Origin of the sequence: Martelella mediterranea DSM 17316, from assembly GCF_002043005.1 — a bacterium.
GTDB classification, from domain to species: domain Bacteria; phylum Pseudomonadota; class Alphaproteobacteria; order Rhizobiales; family Rhizobiaceae; genus Martelella; species Martelella mediterranea.
This window is the reverse complement of sequence record NZ_CP020330.1, coordinates 16,699-36,327: the sequence shown is the minus strand read 5'-3', so window position 1 is coordinate 36,327 and position 19,629 is coordinate 16,699. Positions and strand designations below refer to the sequence as shown.

The following is a 19,629-nucleotide window of genomic DNA, read 5'->3' as shown; positions in this document are numbered from 1 at the left end:
GCAAGGAACTGAAACCTCATGACGCACACTTCTGGCCTTGCGGCCCTGGAAGCCGAACTTGAACGCCAACGCACTTTGCTGAACCTGCCGCCGAAGGCATGGATGCCGGCGACCGACGGCCCGGACGGGGGCGACGTTCTGGATGTGGCGGTCATCGGCGCGGGTCTTTGCGGCCTTGCCGCCAATCTCGCCTTGCGGATGGAGGGGATTTTCAAGGTTCGTCTGTTCGACCGCGCTGCGAAGGGACGCGAGGGTCCTTGGGTCACCTATGCGCGCATGGAAACGCTGCGCACCGTCAAGGAAGCGGCCGGCCCTGCCATGGGCATTCCCGCGCTCACCTTCCGCGCCTGGTTCGAGGCGCAATGGGGCGAAGACGCGTGGGTCCGCATGGAGCTTGCGCCGCGCACCATGTGGATGGATTACATGAACTGGTTTGCGCGGGTGACCGAGGCCGATATCGTCAATGACTGCGATGTCGAAGGGATTGCGCCTGAAGGCAACCTGCTGCGACTTACGACAACGCAAGGAACGGTGCTGGCCCGCCGGGTGGTGATCGCCACCGGTCTTGATGCTATGGGCGCGCCGCGCCTTCCCGCCGTCGCGCGGCACATCCCGAAGGGCAAGGTCTATCATTCCGCCGACGTGTTCGACACGAAGACTCTGAAGGGCAAACGCGTCGTTGTGGTCGGCGCCGGTGCTTCCGCCATGGACAACGCGGCGACCGCGCTGGAAGAGGGCTGCGCCCGGCTCGATCTTCTGGTGCGCCGTCCCGCCATTCCCGTCATCGACAAGTTTACCGGAACCGGTTCGCGCGGCATGACATCGGGCTATCTCGGCCTGCCCGACCGGGTCAAGTGGGAAATCATGAACGAGGGCGACCGCTTTCCCGTGCCGCCGCCGAAGCATTCGGTCGAGCGCGTCGCCCGTCACGACAATGCCTTTCTCCACGTCGGCGCGCCCGTCACCGGGGTTGAGGAAACCGCGGACGGCATCCGCATCGTCACGCCAAAGGGCGCGCTTGCGGCCGATGTCGCAATCTTCGCCACTGGCTTCGGCATCGATCTTGCCGAGCGGCCTGAGCTTGCCGCCTTTGCGCCGCATATCCGCACATGGGGCGATGTGATGGGCGCGGAGAAGGCGGTGGAAAACCCCGGCCTCGCCGCCCATCCCTATCTTGGCCCCGACTTCGCATTTCTCGAAAAGCGTGAAGGCGCATGCCCCGCGCTCTCGAAACTCACCTGCTTTGCCTACCCTTCAGTCCCCAGCCACGGCAAGGTGACCTCCGGCATCCCGTCCTCCAGCGAGGGCGCGCGAAGGCTCGCCTCGGGCCTGGTGCGCTCCTTCATGGCCGAGGATGCCGAAATCCATCTCGCCCGCTTCCGCGACTACGATCGCCCCGACATGACCGGCGAGGAATGGCTTCCAAGCGATCTCGCCATGACCGCCTGAATTTTAGGACAACTGCCATGAACGAAACTTACATCCACTCCTCTTCGATCGTCATCGACGCCCTGCAATGCTCGGATTTCAGTCGCGACATCCTGCTGGAAGCCCAGGCCGGCGGCGTGACCGCGATCAGCGCGTCCTCCGTGCTGTGGGAGAATTTTCGCGGCGGGATCGAATATGTGATCATGTGGAAACAGAAGCTGGCCGAAAACGCCGATATCGCCATGCCGGTTAAAACGCTGGACGATATCCGCCGCGCCAAGGCGGCGGGCAAGGTCGGCATCATCTTCGGCTGGCAGAACACCTCGCCGGTCGAGGACCGGCTGGATTATTTCGGCATCTTCAAGGACCTCGGCGTCAACATCATGCAGTTGACCTACAATACCCAGAACCTGTTCGGCGCGGGCTATCTGGAGGAAAAGGACAGCGGCCTGACCGGCTTCGGTCGCGAGGCCGTGGACGAGATGGGAAGATGCGGCATTCTGATCGATCTGTCGCATGTTGGCATCCAGACCTCGCTCGATACGATCGCCTATTCCGAAAAACCGGTCGCCATTACCCACTGCCTGCCGCGCGGGCTGAAGGATGTGCCGCGCAACAAGCCGGACGAGGTGTTCAAGGCCTGCGCCGAAAAGGGCGGCGTCATCGGCACCTCGCTGTTTGCGCCCGGTCTTGCCAAGGGCAATGACGCGACGGTTGCCGATGTGATCGACGCCATGGAATACACGATGGATCTCGTCGGCGAAGACCATGTCGCGATCGGAACCGATTTCAACCATAACCGGCCGCGTCCGGGACCGTGGCTGCTCTGGGCCAACAAGGACAAGGGCACCGGCCGCACGCTGACCGAGTTCGGCTCGGCGAGGATCACCAAGCCGGAAGGCATCCGCCGCAACGACGAATTCCCGAACCTGACGGCGGAAATGCAACGCCGCGGCTGGTCGCAAACCCGGATCGAGAAAATCCTTGGCGGCAACTGGATGCGGCTCTTCGGCACGGTCTGGGGGTGATCGTCGGATCGCCTGGTTTCGGAATTATGGCGAAGCCGCAGGCGAAAAGGTCCGGTCCGCCAGCTTCGGCAACGTCAGTCGGAAGAAGACCGAGCGCGCGCCCTGGAACAGCAGCATTGCGATCCAGAGGCCGTGATTGCCGAACAGCGGCTGGAGCACCGCCCAGGCCGCGAAGTAGAAGGCCAGCGACGCCAGCATCAGCGTGCGCATCTCGCGCGACCATGTCGCGCCGATGAACACGCCGTCCATCTGGAATGCGATCACGCCGATGAGCGGCATGATCGCAGCGTAGGGCAGGTAGGTGTGGGCGAGCGCTTGCGTCTCGGGGATAGGCGCGATCAGGGCCACGACCATGGGGCCGGTGAGGAAGAACACTGCCGATACCGCCAGCGCCATCGCCACGCCCCAGAGCGTGGTGAGCTTGATGACGCGCTCGAAGGCCGGGCGGTAGAACGCGCCGACCGCGCGGCCCGCGAGCTGTTCCGCGGCGGTGGCGAAACCGTCCAGGAAGGCGACGCCGAGGAAATAATAGCGCAGCAGCACGGTATTGGCGGCCAGGATATCGGTGCCGAGCACGCCCGACTGGCGGGTGAAGAAGGAAAGCCCGATCAGAAGCGCGAAGGAGCGGATCATCATGTCGCGGTTGACCGAGAACATGCGCTTGAGCGCGGAAAGGTCCGGCCATTCCCAAAGCTCTCGGTCGGTGCGTCTGAGGATCAGGACCGCGCCGATCACGGCCGTCATACCCTCGGCAATCAGGCTCGCGGCTCCCGCGCCCGCGAGCCCGTAACCGAGCCATAATACGCCGGCAAAGGCCAGAAACAGGTTCAGCGCGTTCAGCACCACCTGCAGCAGCAGCGCCGTCATCGCCTCGCCACGGCCGATCACCCAGCCGAAGACCACGAAATTGAAAAGCGCGAACGGCGCCGACCACACCCGCCAGGCGTAGTAGGTCCAGGCCGCATCGCCCACCGGACCGTCGGCATCGAGCGCCGCCAGGCCCAGATGGCCGATCGGCACGTGCAGCAGGAGTATGAGAAGGCCCGCGGAAAGCGCGATCAAGATGCCGCCCAGCAGCATGCGCTGTTCCTGGCGACGGTCGCCCGCGCCGACGGCCTGCGCGGTGAAGCCGGTCGTCGCGCCGCGCAGGAAGTTGAATGTGGTGAACAGCACATCGAAGATGACGGCGGCCAGCGCGACGCCGCCGATCAGCACCTCGTTTCGCAACTGGCCGACCACGCCGGTCGCGGCAAGGCTGACCAGCGGCGTCGAGAAATGCGCGATCATCATCGGCAGCGCGATCGTGAAAACCTGCCGGTTGGTGACCTGAAAGGGGCGCGAAACCCGACCGGCGGTATTCTCCACGATAAGCTTTCCTGAAACATGATTTGCCGGCTGGCCCGGCGCGAAAGATGTGTCCCTGGATTAGGGCGAGACAGTTGAGCGCGTCAAGAGCGCGGGCCTCTGCACAGCGGCGTCAGGCAGCCGCGCCGTTGGGGTATCGTCAAAGCGACGACAGAACGCTCGTCACGCCCCAGGCCACGGCTCCCAGCGGCACAAGGGCTAGCAGGGCGAAGATGCCGTCGCGGGTGAGGATCGAGAAGGCGATCAGGGTCACGGCGACGCCGATGAGGGACGAGGAGAACGGGATGAACTCCATCAGCGGCATGATCGCGCCGAAAATCACGCAGGCAAGCGGCAGCAGCCACTTGAAGGGACGCTTGAACAGAAAGGTCAGGCGTTCGCGCGCGGTCCTGTCGATAAAGCGCGTCAGCGGCAGAACCTTCGCCATGGCGGGCTGCAACCTGGCGCTGGCGATCTGCCTGTGGCGAATCCAGCCGGGGAGCCATATCCGGGTATGGCCGACGAGCTGCTGGGCCGCGATCATCATGATGATCAATCCGCATAATGTCGAAAGCCCCGGTACGCCGCTCAGCGGCGTGATTAGCACCAGCGCCGGCAGGATCAGCAGCGGCACGAACGAGGCGTGGCCGAACGAGGCCATGAGGTGGTCCACCGAAACGTGGCCGTCGCCTGCCTCCTCCATGGTCTGCTGAACGATTTCCGTCAGCGAGTGAAACTCGCGTTCGGGCGCGGTGGCGGGCGACAAGCAAGACTCCTGCAAACATTGATGTGATGACTTCGAAACGCCGCACACCGCGCTTGGTTCCGGCATGCGGCGAACGGGATTGCATTTCGTCGCGCGCTGTGTACCTCTTCCATGCAACAGGGGAAAGCGAGGATATTATGTCGGAACATCGTCTGGAACGGTTGGAGGCGCAGATGGCGGCGCATCAGGAGGTGCTGATCGCGCTTGCCGCGGCCCTTGCCGAGGGCAAGGATTATTCGGTCTTCCGCCGCGCGCTCGACGGACTGCTGACCGTTAAGGGCCAGGAGGAGGATCCGGGCTTCGAGCCGGACGAGGCCTTCGCCTTCCAGTACCGGGTCGCCGAAACGATCCGCACGATCGTCGACGGCGCGGAGGCGCGCGCCAACCGGTAACGGCCCGGAACCAAAAGCCCGTCTCCATCGTTTTTCAGGTAAATTCGATGGAGATGGATGTTATGCCCACCGCGAAAGACGAAGCCCGGATCAAGGACGAGGATACCTATCAGGCTCTGCGTCGCGACGGAGCCTCGAAGGAAAAGGCCGCGCGCATTGCCAATGCAAAGGCCAATGACCGCATGAAGCCCTCCAGGAAGGGCGGCGAGGCGCAGCCCTATGAGGAGTGGACGCGCGACGATCTCTATGATCGCGCCCGCGAGATCGGCATCGAGGGCCGGTCGAAGATGAGCAAGAAAGACCTGATCAAGGCGCTCCGAAACCACTGAGACGGGGTCAGCGCGCCATGCTTTCAGGGCTTCCCGCGTCGTCGCGATCAAGCAGGTCGGCTACCATCTTGAAGGCTGCGACGATGTCGCGCTGTTCTTCTCCCGTAAAGGTGGCGAAGTCGGAGGCGAAGCCATCCGCAAAAAGCGACGGCGCTCCTTCCAGCGTGCGCGCGCCCGTCTCTGTCAGTGCTGCCTGCACGGTGCGCCGGTCGCTTGTGGAGCGGATGCGGGTGATCAGCCCCTTGGCCTCGAGCTTGTCGAGAATGGTGACGGTGGTGGCGGGGCTGAGGTCCGCCTGCTTTGAAATCGCCGCCGTCGTCAGCGCGCCCTGGTCGCTCACGGCCTTCAGCACCACGATCTGCGGGATCGTCAGCCCCGTTTCGCGGCCGATCCGCTTCGAGCGGATGTCGATCGCATGGGCGATCCGGCGGATCGCCTTCATCACCGCATCGGCATTGTTGATCGCTGTATCAGGTTTGTTGTCCATCATCGTGGAAACTAGTTACAACAGAAATCATTTGAACTCAAATGATTTCTGTTGTAACTAAAACCGAACCCGAGATGCGGGCTTTGCGCCCGCGCCATGAAAAACAGTCTGCGCCGCGCGGTGTCCGCGCCGGCGTTTTGCCTTATGCGCCCGGCTGAACCGGGCAGCCAGTCCACAGGAGCGACCGACCAGACCATGTGTGGTATTGCCGGAGAGATCAGATTCGATGGAACCCTTGCAGATTCCGAGGCCGTTGCCCGGATTACCGCGGCGCTCGCGCCACGCGGGCCGGACGGCAGCGGCATCTTCGCCCAGGGCCGTTTCGCCTTCGGTCACCGGCGCCTGAAGATCATCGACCTTTCCGAAAAGGCCGCCCAGCCGATGACCGATCCCGAGCTCGGGCTCACCATCGTCTTCAACGGCTGCATCTATAATTATCCCGAACTCCGTCGCGAACTGGAGGACAAGGGCTACCGGTTCTTCTCCACCGGCGATACCGAAGTGATCATGAAGGCCTATCACGCCTGGGGCCGCGATTGCGTGAAGCGGTTCCACGGCATGTTCGCCTTCGCCATTGTCGAGCGCGACAGCGGCAAGGCGATGATCGCGCGCGACCGTTTCGGCATTAAGCCGTTCTATTATGCCATGAGCGGACGCAATATCCGCTTTGCCTCGACGCTGCCGGCGCTGTTGAAGGGCGGCGGCATCGATAAGTCGGTCGATCCGGTGGCGCTGCATCATTACATGTCGTTCCACGCCGTGGTTCCGCCGCCGCACACCATCGTCAAGGGCGTGCGCAAGCTGCCGCCGGCCACCACCCGCTGCTTCGAGCCGGATGGCTCATTCGAGGATATCCGCTACTGGTCGCCGAAACACGAGCGCGATGCCGCGACCGCCAAACTCACGCGCGAGGAATGGCGCGATCGGGTGCTCGACGCGCTGCGCACCGCCGTCAGGCGCCGCATGGTGTCCGACGTTCCCGTCGGCGTGCTGCTGTCGGGCGGCGTCGATTCCTCGATCATCACCGGGCTTCTGGCTGAGGAAGGCCAGAAGGACCTGATGACCTTTTCGATCGGTTTCGAGGAGGCCAATGGCGAAAAGGGCGACGAATTCACCTATTCCGACCTGATTGCCGAACGCTTCGGGACCGATCACCACAAGATCTTCGTGCCGTCCTCCGAACTGATGAGCGCGCTGCCGGACACGATCAACGCGATGTCGGAACCGATGGTCTCCTACGACAATATCGGCTTCTTCCTGCTGTCGCGCGAGGTCTCCAAGCATATCAAGGTGGTGCAATCCGGCCAGGGCGCGGACGAGATCTTCGCCGGTTATCACTGGTATCCGCCGCTGGAAAATTCCAACGATGTCGTCGGCGATTACGCCAAGGGCTTCTTCGACCGCGACCACGCCAAGCTTTCGCGCCATCTCTCGGACGAATGGCTGGCCGAGGAGGATGTCAGCCGCGCCTTCGTCGAAAGCCATCTGATGGCGGCGGGCGCCGAAGGTCCGGTCGACCGGGCGCTGCGCCTCGACAGCCAGGTCATGCTGGTTGACGACCCGGTCAAGCGGGTGGACAATATGACGATGGCCTGGGGTCTGGAGGCGCGCGTGCCGTTCCTCGACCATGAGCTCGCCGAGCTCGCGGCCACGATCCCGCCGGAGTTCAAGCTCAATGACGGCGGCAAGGGCGTGCTGAAGGATGCGGCAAGGCTGGTGGTTCCTCACGAGGTGATCGACCGCAAGAAGGGTTATTTCCCCGTGCCCCAGCTCAAATACATCTCGGGCGAGTATCTGGACATGGTGCGCGACGTGCTGACCAGCCAGGTCTCCAGCGAGCGCGGGCTGTTCAGGAAGAGCTATCTCGATGACCTGTTCATCGACCCGATCGGCCACATCACGCCGCTGCGCGGTTCGGAACTGTGGCAGGTCGCGCTTCTGGAAATGTGGCTGCAGTCGCACGACATCTGAGGAAAAGCCGATGAGTTCGGACAAAGGCTCCAGGGACGATCATCGCGGGCGCGAGGCCTATGCCCATCGCCTGAAACGGATGCGCTCGCACGGGATGAAGCCGCCGATCCCCGGCGGCGAGGAGCACGGCGACATGACGCCGGACGCCTCGATCGATTGCGGCTGGGGGCGGGTGGTCTTCGGCCAGACGTTTTCCGATGCCAAACTGCTGATCGAGACGCTGCGCGCCGAGGTGCCGGACCACCGCGATATCGCGATCTATGTCCGCGATCCGCATGTGGTGCTGGCGAACGCGCCGCAGGAGGTGTTTCTCGATCCCTCGCATACCTTCCGGCTGGAGCTTTCCACTTACCGCCCGGCCTCCAAGCCGCCGCAGGGCTTCTTCATCCGCCGGCTGACATCGGAGATCGATGCCCAGGCGATCAACCGGATTTATGCCGCGCGCGGCATGGTCGTGGTCAGGCCGGATTTCTTCTGGCGCCAGCGCGATGCCCGTTCGATCTCCTATTTCGTCGCCGAGGAGGAGCACAGCGGCAATATTCTCGGCACGGTGACCGGCATCGACCATTCGCGGGTGTTCAACGATCCGGAAAAGGGATCGTCGCTGTGGTGCCTGGCAAGCGACCCGCAGGCCCGCCAGCGCGGCATCGGCGAGGCGCTGGTGCGCAGGCTCGCCGAGCATTTCCTGGCGCGCGGCGCGTCCTATCTCGATCTCTCGGTGCTGCACGACAATGATCCGGCGATCCGGCTCTACGAGAAGCTCGGCTTCAGGCGGGTGCCGTTCTTCACGGTCAAGCGCAAGAACCAGATCAACGAGAAGCTGTTCACCGGACCGGAGGCGGATGACTATGAGGAACTGAACCCCTATGCCCGGCTGATCGTGACGGAGGCGCGGCGCAGGGGGATTTCAGCCGAGATCACCGATGCAAGAGGCGGCTTCTTCCGGCTCTCGTATGGCGGGCGCTCGATCCATTGCCGGGAAAGCCTGTCGGAGCTGACCACCTCGGTCGCGATGTCGATCTGCGACGATAAATCCGTGACCCGCCGTTTCGTCGAGGAGGCGGGCGTGAAGGTGCCGCGCCAGATGACCTCGGATGCCGGCGAGGATGCGATCCGCGGCTTCCTGGAGGATGCCGGCCACCTCGTGGTCAAGCCCGCGCGCGGCGAGCAGGGCAGGGGCATATCCGTCGGGATCACGACCTATGAGGATCTCGAGGAAGCCGTGAAGGCAGCGAAAGCCTATTGCGACACGGTGCTGATCGAGGAGATGGTGCAGGGCGAGGATCTGCGCCTGATCGTGATCAACTATCGGCTTGTCGCCGCCGCCGTGCGCCGCCCGGCCCATATCGTGGCCGACGGCAAATCCTCGATCGAGCAGTTGATCGCGAGCCAGAGCGAGCGGCGCAGCGCGGCAACCGGCGGCGAATCCTCGATCCCGCTCGATGCCGAGACCGAACGCACGGTGCGCGATGCCGGATACACCTTCGCCGATGTGCCGGAGGCGGGCACCGAAATCAGGGTGCGCCGAACAGCCAATCTGCATACCGGCGGCACCATTCACGATGTCACCGATATCGTCCACCCGAAGCTGGTGGATGCGGCGATTTCGGCGGCGCGCGCGATCAATATTCCGGTGGTGGGGATTGACCTGATGATCAAGTCCCCGCAAAACCCGGACTATGCCTTTATCGAGGCCAATGAGCGGCCGGGGCTAGCCAATCACGAGCCGCAGCCGACGGCCGAACGGTTTGTCGACCTGCTGTTCCCGCTTTCAATGCCGGCCGGCGTACGCCATTCGGTGCGCGAGGCCCACAAGAACGAGTAGCAGATGAAACGACTGACGATTGACGCCGATTACCTGTCCGACATTCTCAAATCGCTCCTCGCGATTCCCTCGCCGACAGGCTACACCGACCCCATCGTCCGTTTCGTGACCGGAGAGCTGGAAAAGCTCGGCCTTTCGGTGGAGCTGACCCGTCGCGGCGCGATCCGCGCCGTCCGGCGCGGCGTCGACAGCCGCGGCGCGCGCGCCGTGGTTTCGCATGTCGATACGCTCGGCGCGCAGGTGAAATATCTGAAATCGAACGGAAGGCTGGAACTGGTGCCGATCGGTACATGGTCGGCGCGGTTTGCCGAGGGCGCGCGCGCCACGATCTTCACCGAAAAGGGCTCCTATCGCGGCACCATCCTGCCGCTGAAGGCGTCCGGGCACACCTTCAACAATGAAATCGACGAGCTGCCGGTCGGCTGGCAATATGTCGAGCTGCGCGTCGATGCCCTGACCCGCGACGAAGCCGATCTCGACCGGCTCGGCATCGAGATCGGCGATATCGTCGCGATCGATCCCCTTCCGGAATTTCTGGACAACGGCTTCATCGTCTCGCGCCATCTTGACAACAAGGCCGGCGTGGCGCTGATGCTGGCCGCGCTGAAGGCGATGCAGGACGAGAATGTCGAAACCCCGGTCGCCAGCCACTGGCTGTTCACGATTGCCGAGGAAGTCGGCGTCGGCGCGTCCTCGATCGTCTCGCCGGAAGTCGCATCGCTGGTTTCGATTGACAACGGCACCTCGGCGCCGGGCCAGAACTCCTCGGAATTCGGCGTCACCATCGCGATGGCCGACCAGACCGGCCCGTTCGACTGGCACCTGACCAAGAAGCTTGTCGATGTCTGCAAGGCCAACGATATCCGCTACCAGAAGGACGTGTTCCGCTACTACCGTTCGGATTCGGCAAGCGCGGTCGAAGCGGGCGCTGATGTGCGCACCGCGCTGGTCGCCTTCGGCGTCGATGCCTCGCACGGCTATGAGCGTATTCACATGCATGCGCTGCGCTCGATCGCGGAAATGATCACCGCCTATCTGACCTCCGATGTCGAGATCAAGCGCGACTTCCAGCAGTCCGGCCCGATGACCGGCTTCACCCGCCAGCCGACCGGCAGGGCCAAGCAGGAACTTTCCGCCGACGTCGAAAGCGAAACCATCGACGACCCGGCGCACCCGCATCACGCGGGGCATGCCTGAGGGGCAGGGCGGATGCGCTACCCGAACACGATCCTAGGAAAATAAAACGACACCACCCAGTTCGGCGCGTCGACGATCTCGCTGATCTTCAGGTCGCCGGCGACCGAGCACAGCATGTAGGCATCCTCGGGCGCAAGCTTGCGGGTGCGCGACAGGTGGTCGATCATCGCCGAGACGGCGTCGCGGGCAGCAAGCATCAGGTCGGGGCCGATGCCGGTGGTCACCTCGTAGCCGGCTGCATCGAGATGGCGGGCGATCGGGCCGGGCGTGGAAAAATGCGGGGTCTTCGGGGCGGCGTCCTTTACCACCTCGACCGTAATGGAGACATCCATCGCGCTTTCAATTGCCGTGCCGCACACCTCGCCATCGCCCTGGGCAGCGTGGGTGTCGCCGAGCGACAGCAGCACGCCCTCAACCTCGACCGGCAAATAGAGCGTCGTGCCGGCGGCGATATCGCGGATATCCATATTGCCGCCGACGCGGCGCGGCGGGATCACCGAATGATTGCCTGGCTCCGCCATGGCGACCCCGATCGTACCGATGAACGGGCGCAGCGGCACGGAAGCGATATCGTTGAAAACGGCGGGTCTTTGCGCCGCCGTATCATAGTCCCAGAGCTTCAGCCTCGGCTCCCTGAACTGATCGGCGAGCAGGCCGAAACCCGGTATGATCGCGCTCCAGCCGAAGCCCGATGGCGTGAATTCATGAATCGTCACCTTCAGCGCGTCGCCCGGCGCGGCGCCATCAACATAGACCGGCCCGGTCAGCGGATTCGCCTTGGCCGGATCGGCGGTGAGGATATCGGCGGCGGTGCTGTCGTGGTGATAGTGCCCGTGTCCGGCATCCTGGCAGCAAAACGCGATGGTCTCGCCGGACTTTGCGAAGTGAACCGGCTCGAGCGCCCGATCCCATCCGAGGTGGCCTTCGTGGGAATGGATGGTGCGGATCATAATGTGCTCTCCGCGGCGGTGATGGTGGTCAAACAGGTGGACTTCAGAGGTGCTTTTCGCAGATCAGAGGTTATCGACCGACGACCGTTCTCTCCACTCGCGTCATGCTCGGGCTTGACCCGAGCATCCAGGCCATACGGAGAACGGAGCATGGACCCTCGGGTCAAGCCCGAGGGTGACCCCGGGAGAAGGAGGGATCGGTGCTCCCGATAAGCGGGAGAAATAGCAAAAGCATAGACTTCGGTTGAACGGCATACACAGTCAATCAATTGCGGTGCCTTTCGTCGTTCAGTGAACTTGAGATTGCCCGACGCGTCGCGCTTCTACGGTTCGTAACGTTGCGTCACAGCTGCGGCCTCCCGGTTCAGCCGCGCTCGCTCGAGCATATAAGCCTCGGCCTCGGCCATATGTTCCGCCATGATCTTGCGGGCCCGGTCCGGGTTGCGGCTGCGGATCGCCTTGATCAGCTCGATCTGATAGAAGACGCCGGTCTCGCGCAGGCCCGGATTGGGCGTCTGGTAGATTTCCCGGCATTCAGGCAGGTCGCGCAGCAGGTTCAAGAGCAGGCCGCAGGCAAAGCCGAGGACGGGGTTTTTCGCATGGCGCGAAAGCTCGGCGTGGAAGTCGAGTTCGGCGAGGCGCTGGACATATTCCTCGTCGGCGGATTTCGGCTCGGCCTCGTAGAGCCGGATCGTGGCCTGCAGATCATCAATCGCTTTGTCGGGCAGATGAAGCGCTGCATCTGCCGCCAGTTCCGGCTCCAGCTGCTTGCGCAGCGCGTAGATATCGGAGATCGAGGGCGGCGCGCGCAGGAACAGGTTGGTCACGGTCTGGATCGCCTCGCCGGGCGCGACCGCGCGGGCGAAGATGCCCCCGCCGGGGCCGGTCTTGCTGGCGATCATGCCCTGGAATTCGAGGATTTTCAGCGCTTCGCGCACCGTGCCGCGCGAGGCGGAAAGCTGTTCGGGATCAAGCCATTCCGCCGGCAGCCGGTCGCCGGGTTGAAGCCCGGCCTCGATCATCCGCTCGCGCAGCATATCGGCGATGATATCCGGCCGCTTGCGCTTCTTTTCCGCAAATGGCGGGGCAAAGGCCTGGCGGCTTTCAAGGCTGGGTCTGGTCATGCCGTCCTTTTCACCATCGGATGGAAGCAGGCGGCTTCGTGGCCGGGCCCCCCTTGCGCTTCATCTATCGGCGGAACATGCGTCTGGCAATGCTCCGTACCGTTGGGACATCGGGCGAAAAAGGCGCAGCCCTTCGGCGGGTTGTAGGGATCCGGCAGCTCCGCCTCGCTATCGCCGCCGGAGACCGCCCTGCGGCCCGGCGCGGGCGCGGAATTGAGCAGGAGATGGGTATAGGGATGCAGCGGCTCGGCAAACACCGCGTCGCGGCTTCCCAGTTCCACAATCCGGCCGAAATACATCACCGCCACCCGATCCGAGATCGATTCCACCACCGACAGATCATGGCTGATGAACAGGTAGGTGAGCCCGAAGCGGCTTTTCAGGTCGTCGAGAATGTTGAGCACCTGCGCCTGCACCGAGACATCGAGCGCGGAGACCGGCTCGTCGAGCACGATCACCTCCGGATCGGCGGCAAGCGCGCGGGCGATGCCGATCCGCTGGGCCTGTCCGCCGGAAAACTCATGCGGATAGCGCTCGAGGAATTCGGGCGCGAGATTGACCGCATCCATCAGTTCTTCCAGCCGCTTTGCGCGCTCCGCCTTGTTCATCTTCAGCAGATGGATGAGCGGGGCTTCCAGAATGGTGCGGATTTTCTTGCGTGGATTGAGCGAGGAGACCGGGTCCTGAAATACATACTGTACCTGGCGGGCCAGCGCGCGCGGGTTCTTCTTCGCCTCATGCGCCAGATCGCGCCCCTCGAAGGTGATCTTGCCGCCGGTCGGCAGATCGAGGCCGGAAAGCAGGCGCGCAAGCGTCGACTTGCCGCAGCCGCTCTCGCCGACAATGCCGAGCGTCTCGCCCTTTTTCACATCGAGGGTGACGTCCTGCACGGCGTGGACGGCGGGAAGCGCCTTGCCGAACAGCGTCTTGCCGCCGCCGAAGATGCGTTCGGCCCGATCGATCGCGATCAGCGTTTCATTGGCCTCAGGCATCGGCGGTCTCCCGGTTGAGCGGATGGATGCAGCGCGCCCCGCGCTCCTCGCCGAAGGAGAGCATCGGGATGTCGCCCTTGCGGCAATCCTCTTGCGCATAGGGACAGCGGTCGGCGAAGGCGCAGCCATCCGGCAGGTCGTTGACCACTGGCGGGCGGCCCTGGATCGCGTCGAGCCGCCGCTCGGGCTCGCCCAGCACCGGCACGCAGTCGATCAGCTTGGCGGTGTAGGGATGGGCCGGGTTGGCGAGGATTTCTTCCGTTGTGCCGGTTTCGACGATCCGCCCGGCATACATCACCGCCACCCGGTCGCAGATCGCCGACACCACGCCGAAATCATGGGTGATGAACAGGATCGCGGTGTTGCGCTCCTTGCGCAGCCCATTCATCAGCTCGAGGATTTGCGCCTGCACGGTGACATCGAGTGCGGTGGTGGGCTCATCCGCGATGATAAGCTGTGCGTCATTGGCGAGCGCCATCGCGATCGAGATGCGCTGGCGCATGCCGCCGGAAAGCTCGTGCGGAAAGGCGTTCAGCCGTTCGGCCGCATTGGGGATGCGCACCGATTGCAACAGGTCGGTGGCCTTCTTGCGCGCCTCGGATTTCGACAGCGGCTGGTGCGCCTGAATCGCCTCTATCAACTGATCGCCAACGGTAAACAGCGGATGCAGCGTCGACAGCGGGTCCTGGAACACGTGAGACACAGCGCCGCCGCGCAACTGGCGGATGCGTTCGTCGCTTGCGGCAAACAGGTCCTCGCCGGAAAACCATGCGGCGCCCCCGGCAATGCGGCCCGGCGGGGTCGGCACAAGGCCCATCAGCGACATCGCGGTCACCGATTTGCCGGAGCCCGACTCGCCCACCAGCCCGAGACATTCGCCTTCGCGGATATGCAGATCGACGCCGCCGACGGCCTTGTAGATGCTGCCGCCGACATGGAATTCGGTGCGCATCTGCTGGACGTCGAGCACGGCGTTTTCGCGCGGCTTCTCGTCGGGCGCGGCCTCGCGCTTGACGGCGGTGCGGGCGCCGGGCCTTGCCAGCGCGCCGGATTTCAGCCGCGGGTCGAGCACGTCGCGGATGCCGTCGCCGAAAAGGTTGATGCTCATGACCAGCGCGAAGATCATCAGGCCCGGCACCATCGAGACATGGGCATCGGTGAACAGCACCTTGCGGCCATCGCCCAGCATCGAGCCGAGATCGGCCTGCGGCGGCTGGGCGCCGAGACCGAGGAAGGAAAGCCCGGCCGTCTCGAGGATCATCCAGCCGATCGTGGTCGACATGGTGATGATGATCACCGGCAGCACATTGGGCAGAACCTCACCAAACAGGATCGCAAAATGCGACTTGCCCGAAAGCCGGGCCGCATCGACGAATTCGCGCCGCGACAGGCCGAGCGTCATGCCGCGAATATTACGGGCGAAGAACGGGATATTGACCACGGCGATGGCATAGAGCGCGTTCAGGAGGCCCGGGCCGAGCACGGCGACGATCGCCAGCGCCAGCAGGATATAGGGAAAGGCCATGACCATATCGATGCCGCGCATCAGGATATTGTCGGTCCGCCCACCCGCATAGCCGGCGACGAGGCCGATCAGCGAGCCGAAGAAGGCGGCGATCAGCGTGGCGGAGACGCCGACGGCGAGGCTCACCCGCGTGCCCCAGATCAGCCGCGACAGCAGATCACGGCCGAGCGCGTCGGTGCCGAGAAGATGGCCTTCGGAGAGCGGCGGCAGCAGGCGCACCGATGGATCGGTGACATTCGGCGGCTGCAAGGGCAGGATGGGCGCGGCCAGCGCCACCAGCACGATCAGCATCAGCACGATCAGCCCGGTGGTGGCGAGCGTGTTGTTGAGCAGCAGTTTGACCGCGCTCGGGCGGCCGCCCTTCTTCTTCTTCACGGGTGTGGAAATCGCGGCGTCGGTCATCAGCGCAACCTCGGGTCAAGCATGGTCTGGACGACATCGGCGGCGAGGTTGAACAGCACATAGGCTGCCGCCACCACCAGCACGCCGCCCTGGACGGTCAAAAGGTCGCGGGTGGAAATCGCGGTCACCAGCATCGAGCCGATGCCCGGCCACTGGAACACGGTCTCGATATAGACCGCGCCGCCGAGCACGAAGCCGGCCTGGATACCGAGTACCGGGATGACGGAGACGAGCGCGGCCTTGAAGGCGTGGCGCATGATCACCCGGCGCTCCTTCAGCCCCTTGGCGCGGGCGGTGCGGATATAGTCCTGGCGCAGCACTTCCAGCATCGAGGTGCGCGTCAGCCGCGCCACCACGCCGGTGGCCACCACCGAAAGGGTGAAGGCGGGCAGGATCAGGTGTCTGATGAGATCCATAGGTCCGCCGCCGCCATAGATCGCATACATGCCGCTTGCCGGCAGCCATTGCAGCTTGACGGCGAAGACCAGGATCAGCAGCAGGCCGAGCCAGAACGAAGGCACGGAAATGCCGATCAGCACGAACAGCGTCACCAGCTTGTCGGTAAAGCCATACTGGCGCACCGCCGAGACGATGCCGGCCAGAAGGCCGAGGATGGAACAGAGCACCAGCGAGGTGCCGGCAAGGATCAGCGTGTTGCCGAAGCGCTCGGTGATGATGTCGATTACCGGGCGGTTCTGGGTGTAGGAGCGGCCGAAATCGCCCTGGAGAATATTGCCGAGCCAGATGAAATATTGCTGCACCAGCGGCTTGTCGAGCCCGAGCGCGCGGTTGATGCGGTCGACATTTTCCGGCGTCGCGTAGGAGCCGAGAATAGCGGTTGCCGGATCGCCGGGGATCATCGCCATGATCGCGAACACGATCACGGTGAGACCGAGAAGCACCGGAATGACAGCCAGAAGCCGCCTGAGGATATAGTGTGCCATAGCGTGCTCTCCGTGATGGCCATGAAACCTGCTATGACGGGCTGGCGGCATTACCGCATAGCCCCCCAATCTTCTCGCCCCGGAGGGGAGAGATGTCGCGACAGCGACAGTGAGGGGGGAGAATATCCCCTCGAACGCCCTCACAATTGGATACGCTGCGCCACCCTCACTGCCCCTTTCGGGGCATCTCTCCCGCCAGCGGGAGAGAGTATTGGGAGCAAGCGGTGCGGCCCTGCCACCGGGCCCAGTCCGTCCTCTGTCGTCACCCTCGGGCTTGTCCCGAGGGTCTAAGCACGCACCAACACGATTGGCGTTTCGGGTCAGAAAAGATCACAAGATCGGCCTTGCTCTCTCACCATCGACTCCGCTCGCGTGGAGAGGGGATTAGATCCTCGGGACAAGCCCGAGGATGACGCCCGTCAAGAGGACAGGTTTGCGCCCGAACATCGGACAGGGTTGTCGCCAATCCGGGCGCTTGGGCAATCGACCGATCAGTTCGGCTTCGCCACCTTCTGCAGCAGCAGGAAGAAGGACGGTTGGAGCTTGAAGTTTTCCACGCTCGCCTTGGTCACCGCGTTCTGCTTCCAGTTGGCGATGAAGGCCCAGGGGGCATCATCCTGCACAATCGCCTGCATCTTTTTGTAGAGCTCGGCGCGTTCGGCCTGATCGGTCGAGGTGCGTGCCTGTTCCAGCAGCGTGTCGACCTCCGGGTTGGAATAATAGCCGGAGTTGAAACCGCCCTGATCGGGGAAGGCTTCCGAGCGCAGCGCCAGATAGGGGAGCGTATCAGGGTCGTTGGTCATCCATGCCATTTCGGCCATGTCGGCCTCGCCTTCCAGACCGGGGTTCACCTTGCCGAGGAAGGTATTCCACTCATAGGTCTCGATTGCGACCGGCATGCCGACGGCTTCGAGATCGGCCTGGATCTGGGTCGCCATCGCCTGCGGCTCCAGCATGCCCGAACCGCCTTCGGTCACGTAGAAGGTCAGTTCCGAACCGTCATAGCCGGCTTCTTCCAGAAGCGATTTGGCCTTTTCCGGATCGTAGGGGTAGGGCGACAGGCTGTCGTCATAGGCCCAGGCGAAGGCCGGCGGCGTGGGGCCGGCGGCAACATCGGCCGTGCCCTGCAGGATGTCGTTGACGATCGCTTCCTTGTTGATCGCATAGTTGACGGCCTGACGGACCTTCTTGTCGGCGAACACGCCGTCCTTCATGTTCAGGATCAGGAACCAGAGATGCGGACCGGCCTGCTCGTATACCTTGTAATTGTCGTTGCCGGAGAACTGCTGCAGCGCGTCCGGCGGCACCTCGACCATCACGTCGAGACCGCCCGAAAGCATCTCGGCGACGCGGGTATTGGCATCGGTGACCGGGCGGAACACCACGGCCTCAAGCGGCGGGGCGCCATCCCAGTAATCTTCGTTCCGGGAGACGACCACCTTGGCGTTCGGGTCCCATTCCTCGAACTTGAACGCGCCGGTGCCGGACGGGTGCCGACCGAAATCCTTGCCATATTCCTTCACCGCCGCCGGCGAAACGATCAGGCCGGTCGGATAGGCAAGATTGGAGAGGAACGGCGCATAGGGTTCGGTCAGCGTGAACTTCACCGTCATGTCGTCGACCACCTCGACGGTGTCGATCGAGGAGAAGAAGAAGGCGAGCGGGAACGGGCCGGTGTCGTAATATTCGTTGTCCTCGTTCAGCATGCGGTCGAAGTTGAATTTCACCGCCTCGGCGTTGAAATCGGAACCGTCATGGAACTTCACGCCCTCGCGCAGCTTGAAGGTGTAGGTCTTGCCGTCTTCCGAAATGTCCCAGTCTGTCGCAAGCGCAGGCTCGACCTCGAGCGTGCCGTCCTTGTAGCGCACCAGCCCGTCATACATGTTGACGAGGATGCGGAAGTCGTTGACGGCGGTATCGGTGGCGGGGTCGAGCGATTTCGGCTCGGCGATCTGGCCGACGATCAGAACGTTCGGCGGGGTTTGGGCGATCGCCGGCGCGCCGAAGGCGAGCGACGCGGCAGCCAGCGCGGCTGCGAGAAGGCGTTTCATCGATCGGTTCTCCTCTGTTGGTGGTTTTCTTAATTAATTATGAAAAATTGGTAATTGACAAGGATTTATTATGATAATTCCTGCGGTGGTAGCGTTGCGTTCAAGCTAAGCCCATATTTTTCAATACCTTAAATGGGTGGCCCAGCGGGGCTGACAGGCGGTGGCGCCCATCCGGAATTCCATGACAAAGGCATTGCGCCTTCAAATTGCCAACTACGGAACCACTCTGATCGTGCCTGTGAGCGGATCTCACATGAAAGCTGATGGACGATGATGAAAGGCAATGAACATGACTTCGATCGTGTTGTGCCGCCGCAGTATTTTCATCGGCGGAGCCGTGACGGCGGCGATGACCGCACTGGCCTCGGTTTCTGCCCCGACTTCGGCATTGGCGGATGAGCCGCCGGAAGATTACGCCGAACAGACGCTGAAACTCGATCTGTTTTCCTGCGATATCAGCGAGCTGGCCGCCAAGAAGGCGGTCCATCCGGTGGTCTACAAGTTCGCCGAACTGGAATCGGAGGAGGCCCAGGCGATTGCGGGCGTGCTTCTGAAGACCGGCGCTTCCACGCCGGAGCGCCCGGATACGTTGTCGAAGACGGTCGAAACGCTGAAGAGGATGGATCCGGGGCCCGCCTTCGACCTTGCCTATATCGAGCACCAGATCGACAATCACAAGTCGCTTCTCAAGGTACAGAAACGCGAGGTGGATGACGCATCGCCTCAGGGCGTTCAGAAGACGGTTGCCACCGTTCTCGTGCCGCTGATCGCCTCCCATCTCGATATGCTCCATACCGCCCACACCGATCTCGCATTCTAGATTGCTGAGGCTTCGCCCCGTCGGACAATGCCCGGCAGGGGCGGAGCTCAAGAG

17 protein-coding genes are annotated in these 19,629 nt (G+C 63.3%); 8 read left to right on the top strand and 9 right to left on the bottom strand.

What is annotated here, in order from left to right; translation table 11 throughout:
* The first annotated feature begins 18 nt into the window (after nucleotides 1-18).
* A complete protein-coding gene (locus Mame_RS00170) occupies nucleotides 19-1,449 on the top strand; it encodes an NAD(P)-binding domain-containing protein (protein WP_018063531.1) in 1,431 nt (476 codons plus the stop codon).
* Between the two features lie 17 nt (nucleotides 1,450-1,466).
* On the top strand, nucleotides 1,467-2,456 hold the full coding sequence (locus Mame_RS00165; RefSeq protein WP_018063532.1) for a membrane dipeptidase: 990 nt from the start codon (nucleotides 1,467-1,469) through the stop codon (nucleotides 2,454-2,456).
* A gap of 24 nt (nucleotides 2,457-2,480) precedes the next feature.
* On the opposite strand, the gene Mame_RS00160 is transcribed toward Mame_RS00165, so the two are convergent.
* Together Mame_RS00160 and Mame_RS00155 are read right to left on the bottom strand one after the other, a co-directional pair.
* Nucleotides 2,481-3,821: an MATE family efflux transporter gene (locus tag Mame_RS00160; protein ID WP_018063533.1), complete on the bottom strand. Its 1,341-nt coding sequence runs from the start codon at nucleotides 3,819-3,821 to the stop codon at nucleotides 2,481-2,483.
* A gap of 139 nt (nucleotides 3,822-3,960) precedes the next feature.
* Nucleotides 3,961-4,566 (bottom strand): exopolysaccharide biosynthesis protein, encoded by a 606-nt coding sequence (locus tag Mame_RS00155; RefSeq protein ID WP_018063534.1) that lies wholly within the window; start codon nucleotides 4,564-4,566, stop codon nucleotides 3,961-3,963.
* 137 nt (nucleotides 4,567-4,703) lie between these two features.
* Here Mame_RS00155 and Mame_RS00150 point away from each other — a divergent pair, with 137 nt between their 5' ends.
* Nucleotides 4,704-4,958, top strand: a complete 255-nt coding sequence (locus tag Mame_RS00150; protein WP_018063535.1) for a hypothetical protein — start codon at nucleotides 4,704-4,706, stop codon at nucleotides 4,956-4,958.
* 62 nt (nucleotides 4,959-5,020) lie between these two features.
* Nucleotides 5,021-5,287 carry a DUF7218 family protein gene (locus tag Mame_RS00145; RefSeq protein ID WP_018063536.1) on the top strand — a complete coding sequence of 89 codons (267 nt, stop codon included), beginning with the start codon at nucleotides 5,021-5,023 and terminating at the stop codon, nucleotides 5,285-5,287.
* A gap of 7 nt (nucleotides 5,288-5,294) precedes the next feature.
* Here the strand turns inward: Mame_RS00145 and Mame_RS00140 are convergent, their stop codons facing one another.
* Nucleotides 5,295-5,777, bottom strand: a complete 483-nt coding sequence (locus Mame_RS00140; protein ID WP_018063537.1) for a MarR family winged helix-turn-helix transcriptional regulator — start codon at nucleotides 5,775-5,777, stop codon at nucleotides 5,295-5,297.
* A 192-nt stretch (nucleotides 5,778-5,969) separates the two neighbouring features.
* Between Mame_RS00140 and Mame_RS00135 the strand changes: the two genes are divergently transcribed.
* The 3 genes from Mame_RS00135 to Mame_RS00125 are packed head-to-tail and all read left to right on the top strand — an operon-like array spanning nucleotide 5,970 to nucleotide 10,767.
* Nucleotides 5,970-7,745, top strand: a complete 1,776-nt coding sequence (locus tag Mame_RS00135) for an N-acetylglutaminylglutamine amidotransferase (RefSeq protein WP_026173256.1) — start codon at nucleotides 5,970-5,972, stop codon at nucleotides 7,743-7,745.
* 10 nt (nucleotides 7,746-7,755) lie between these two features.
* Nucleotides 7,756-9,570, top strand: a complete 1,815-nt coding sequence (ngg, locus tag Mame_RS00130) for an N-acetylglutaminylglutamine synthetase (protein WP_018063539.1) — start codon at nucleotides 7,756-7,758, stop codon at nucleotides 9,568-9,570.
* Nucleotides 9,571-9,573: 3 nt separating this feature from the next.
* Nucleotides 9,574-10,767, top strand: coding sequence for an osmoprotectant NAGGN system M42 family peptidase (locus Mame_RS00125; RefSeq protein WP_018063540.1), 1,194 nt, complete (start codon nucleotides 9,574-9,576; stop codon nucleotides 10,765-10,767).
* Between the two features lie 17 nt (nucleotides 10,768-10,784).
* Here Mame_RS00125 and Mame_RS00120 read toward each other — a convergent pair whose 3' ends face one another.
* From Mame_RS00120 to Mame_RS00095, 6 genes are all read right to left on the bottom strand, one after another.
* A complete protein-coding gene (locus Mame_RS00120; protein ID WP_018063541.1) occupies nucleotides 10,785-11,717 on the bottom strand; it encodes an acetamidase/formamidase family protein in 933 nt (310 codons plus the stop codon).
* Nucleotides 11,718-12,040: 323 nt separating this feature from the next.
* Complete coding sequence (locus tag Mame_RS00115) at nucleotides 12,041-12,841, bottom strand: FadR/GntR family transcriptional regulator (RefSeq protein WP_018063542.1); 801 nt, start codon at nucleotides 12,839-12,841, stop codon at nucleotides 12,041-12,043.
* Entirely contained in the window at nucleotides 12,838-13,833 is a 996-nt protein-coding gene (locus tag Mame_RS00110; protein WP_018063543.1) for an ABC transporter ATP-binding protein, read from the bottom strand. Before Mame_RS00110 ends, Mame_RS00115 begins: the two co-directional genes overlap by 4 nt.
* The gene (locus Mame_RS00105; protein ID WP_018063544.1) at nucleotides 13,826-15,760 is read right to left on the bottom strand and encodes a dipeptide/oligopeptide/nickel ABC transporter permease/ATP-binding protein; all 1,935 of its coding nucleotides are present in this window, start codon (nucleotides 15,758-15,760) and stop codon (nucleotides 13,826-13,828) included. Before Mame_RS00105 ends, Mame_RS00110 begins: the two co-directional genes overlap by 8 nt.
* A complete protein-coding gene (locus Mame_RS00100; RefSeq protein ID WP_018063545.1) occupies nucleotides 15,760-16,704 on the bottom strand; it encodes an ABC transporter permease in 945 nt (314 codons plus the stop codon). The genes Mame_RS00105 and Mame_RS00100 overlap by 1 nt, the downstream gene beginning before the upstream one ends.
* 491 nt (nucleotides 16,705-17,195) lie before the next feature.
* Nucleotides 17,196-18,755 carry an ABC transporter substrate-binding protein gene (locus tag Mame_RS00095; RefSeq protein WP_018063546.1) on the bottom strand — a complete coding sequence of 520 codons (1,560 nt, stop codon included), beginning with the start codon at nucleotides 18,753-18,755 and terminating at the stop codon, nucleotides 17,196-17,198.
* A gap of 283 nt (nucleotides 18,756-19,038) precedes the next feature.
* On the opposite strand from Mame_RS00095, the gene Mame_RS00090 reads away from it, so the two are divergent.
* Complete coding sequence (locus Mame_RS00090; protein WP_018063547.1) at nucleotides 19,039-19,575, top strand: DUF4142 domain-containing protein; 537 nt, start codon at nucleotides 19,039-19,041, stop codon at nucleotides 19,573-19,575.
* Nucleotides 19,576-19,629: the final 54 nt, after the last annotated feature.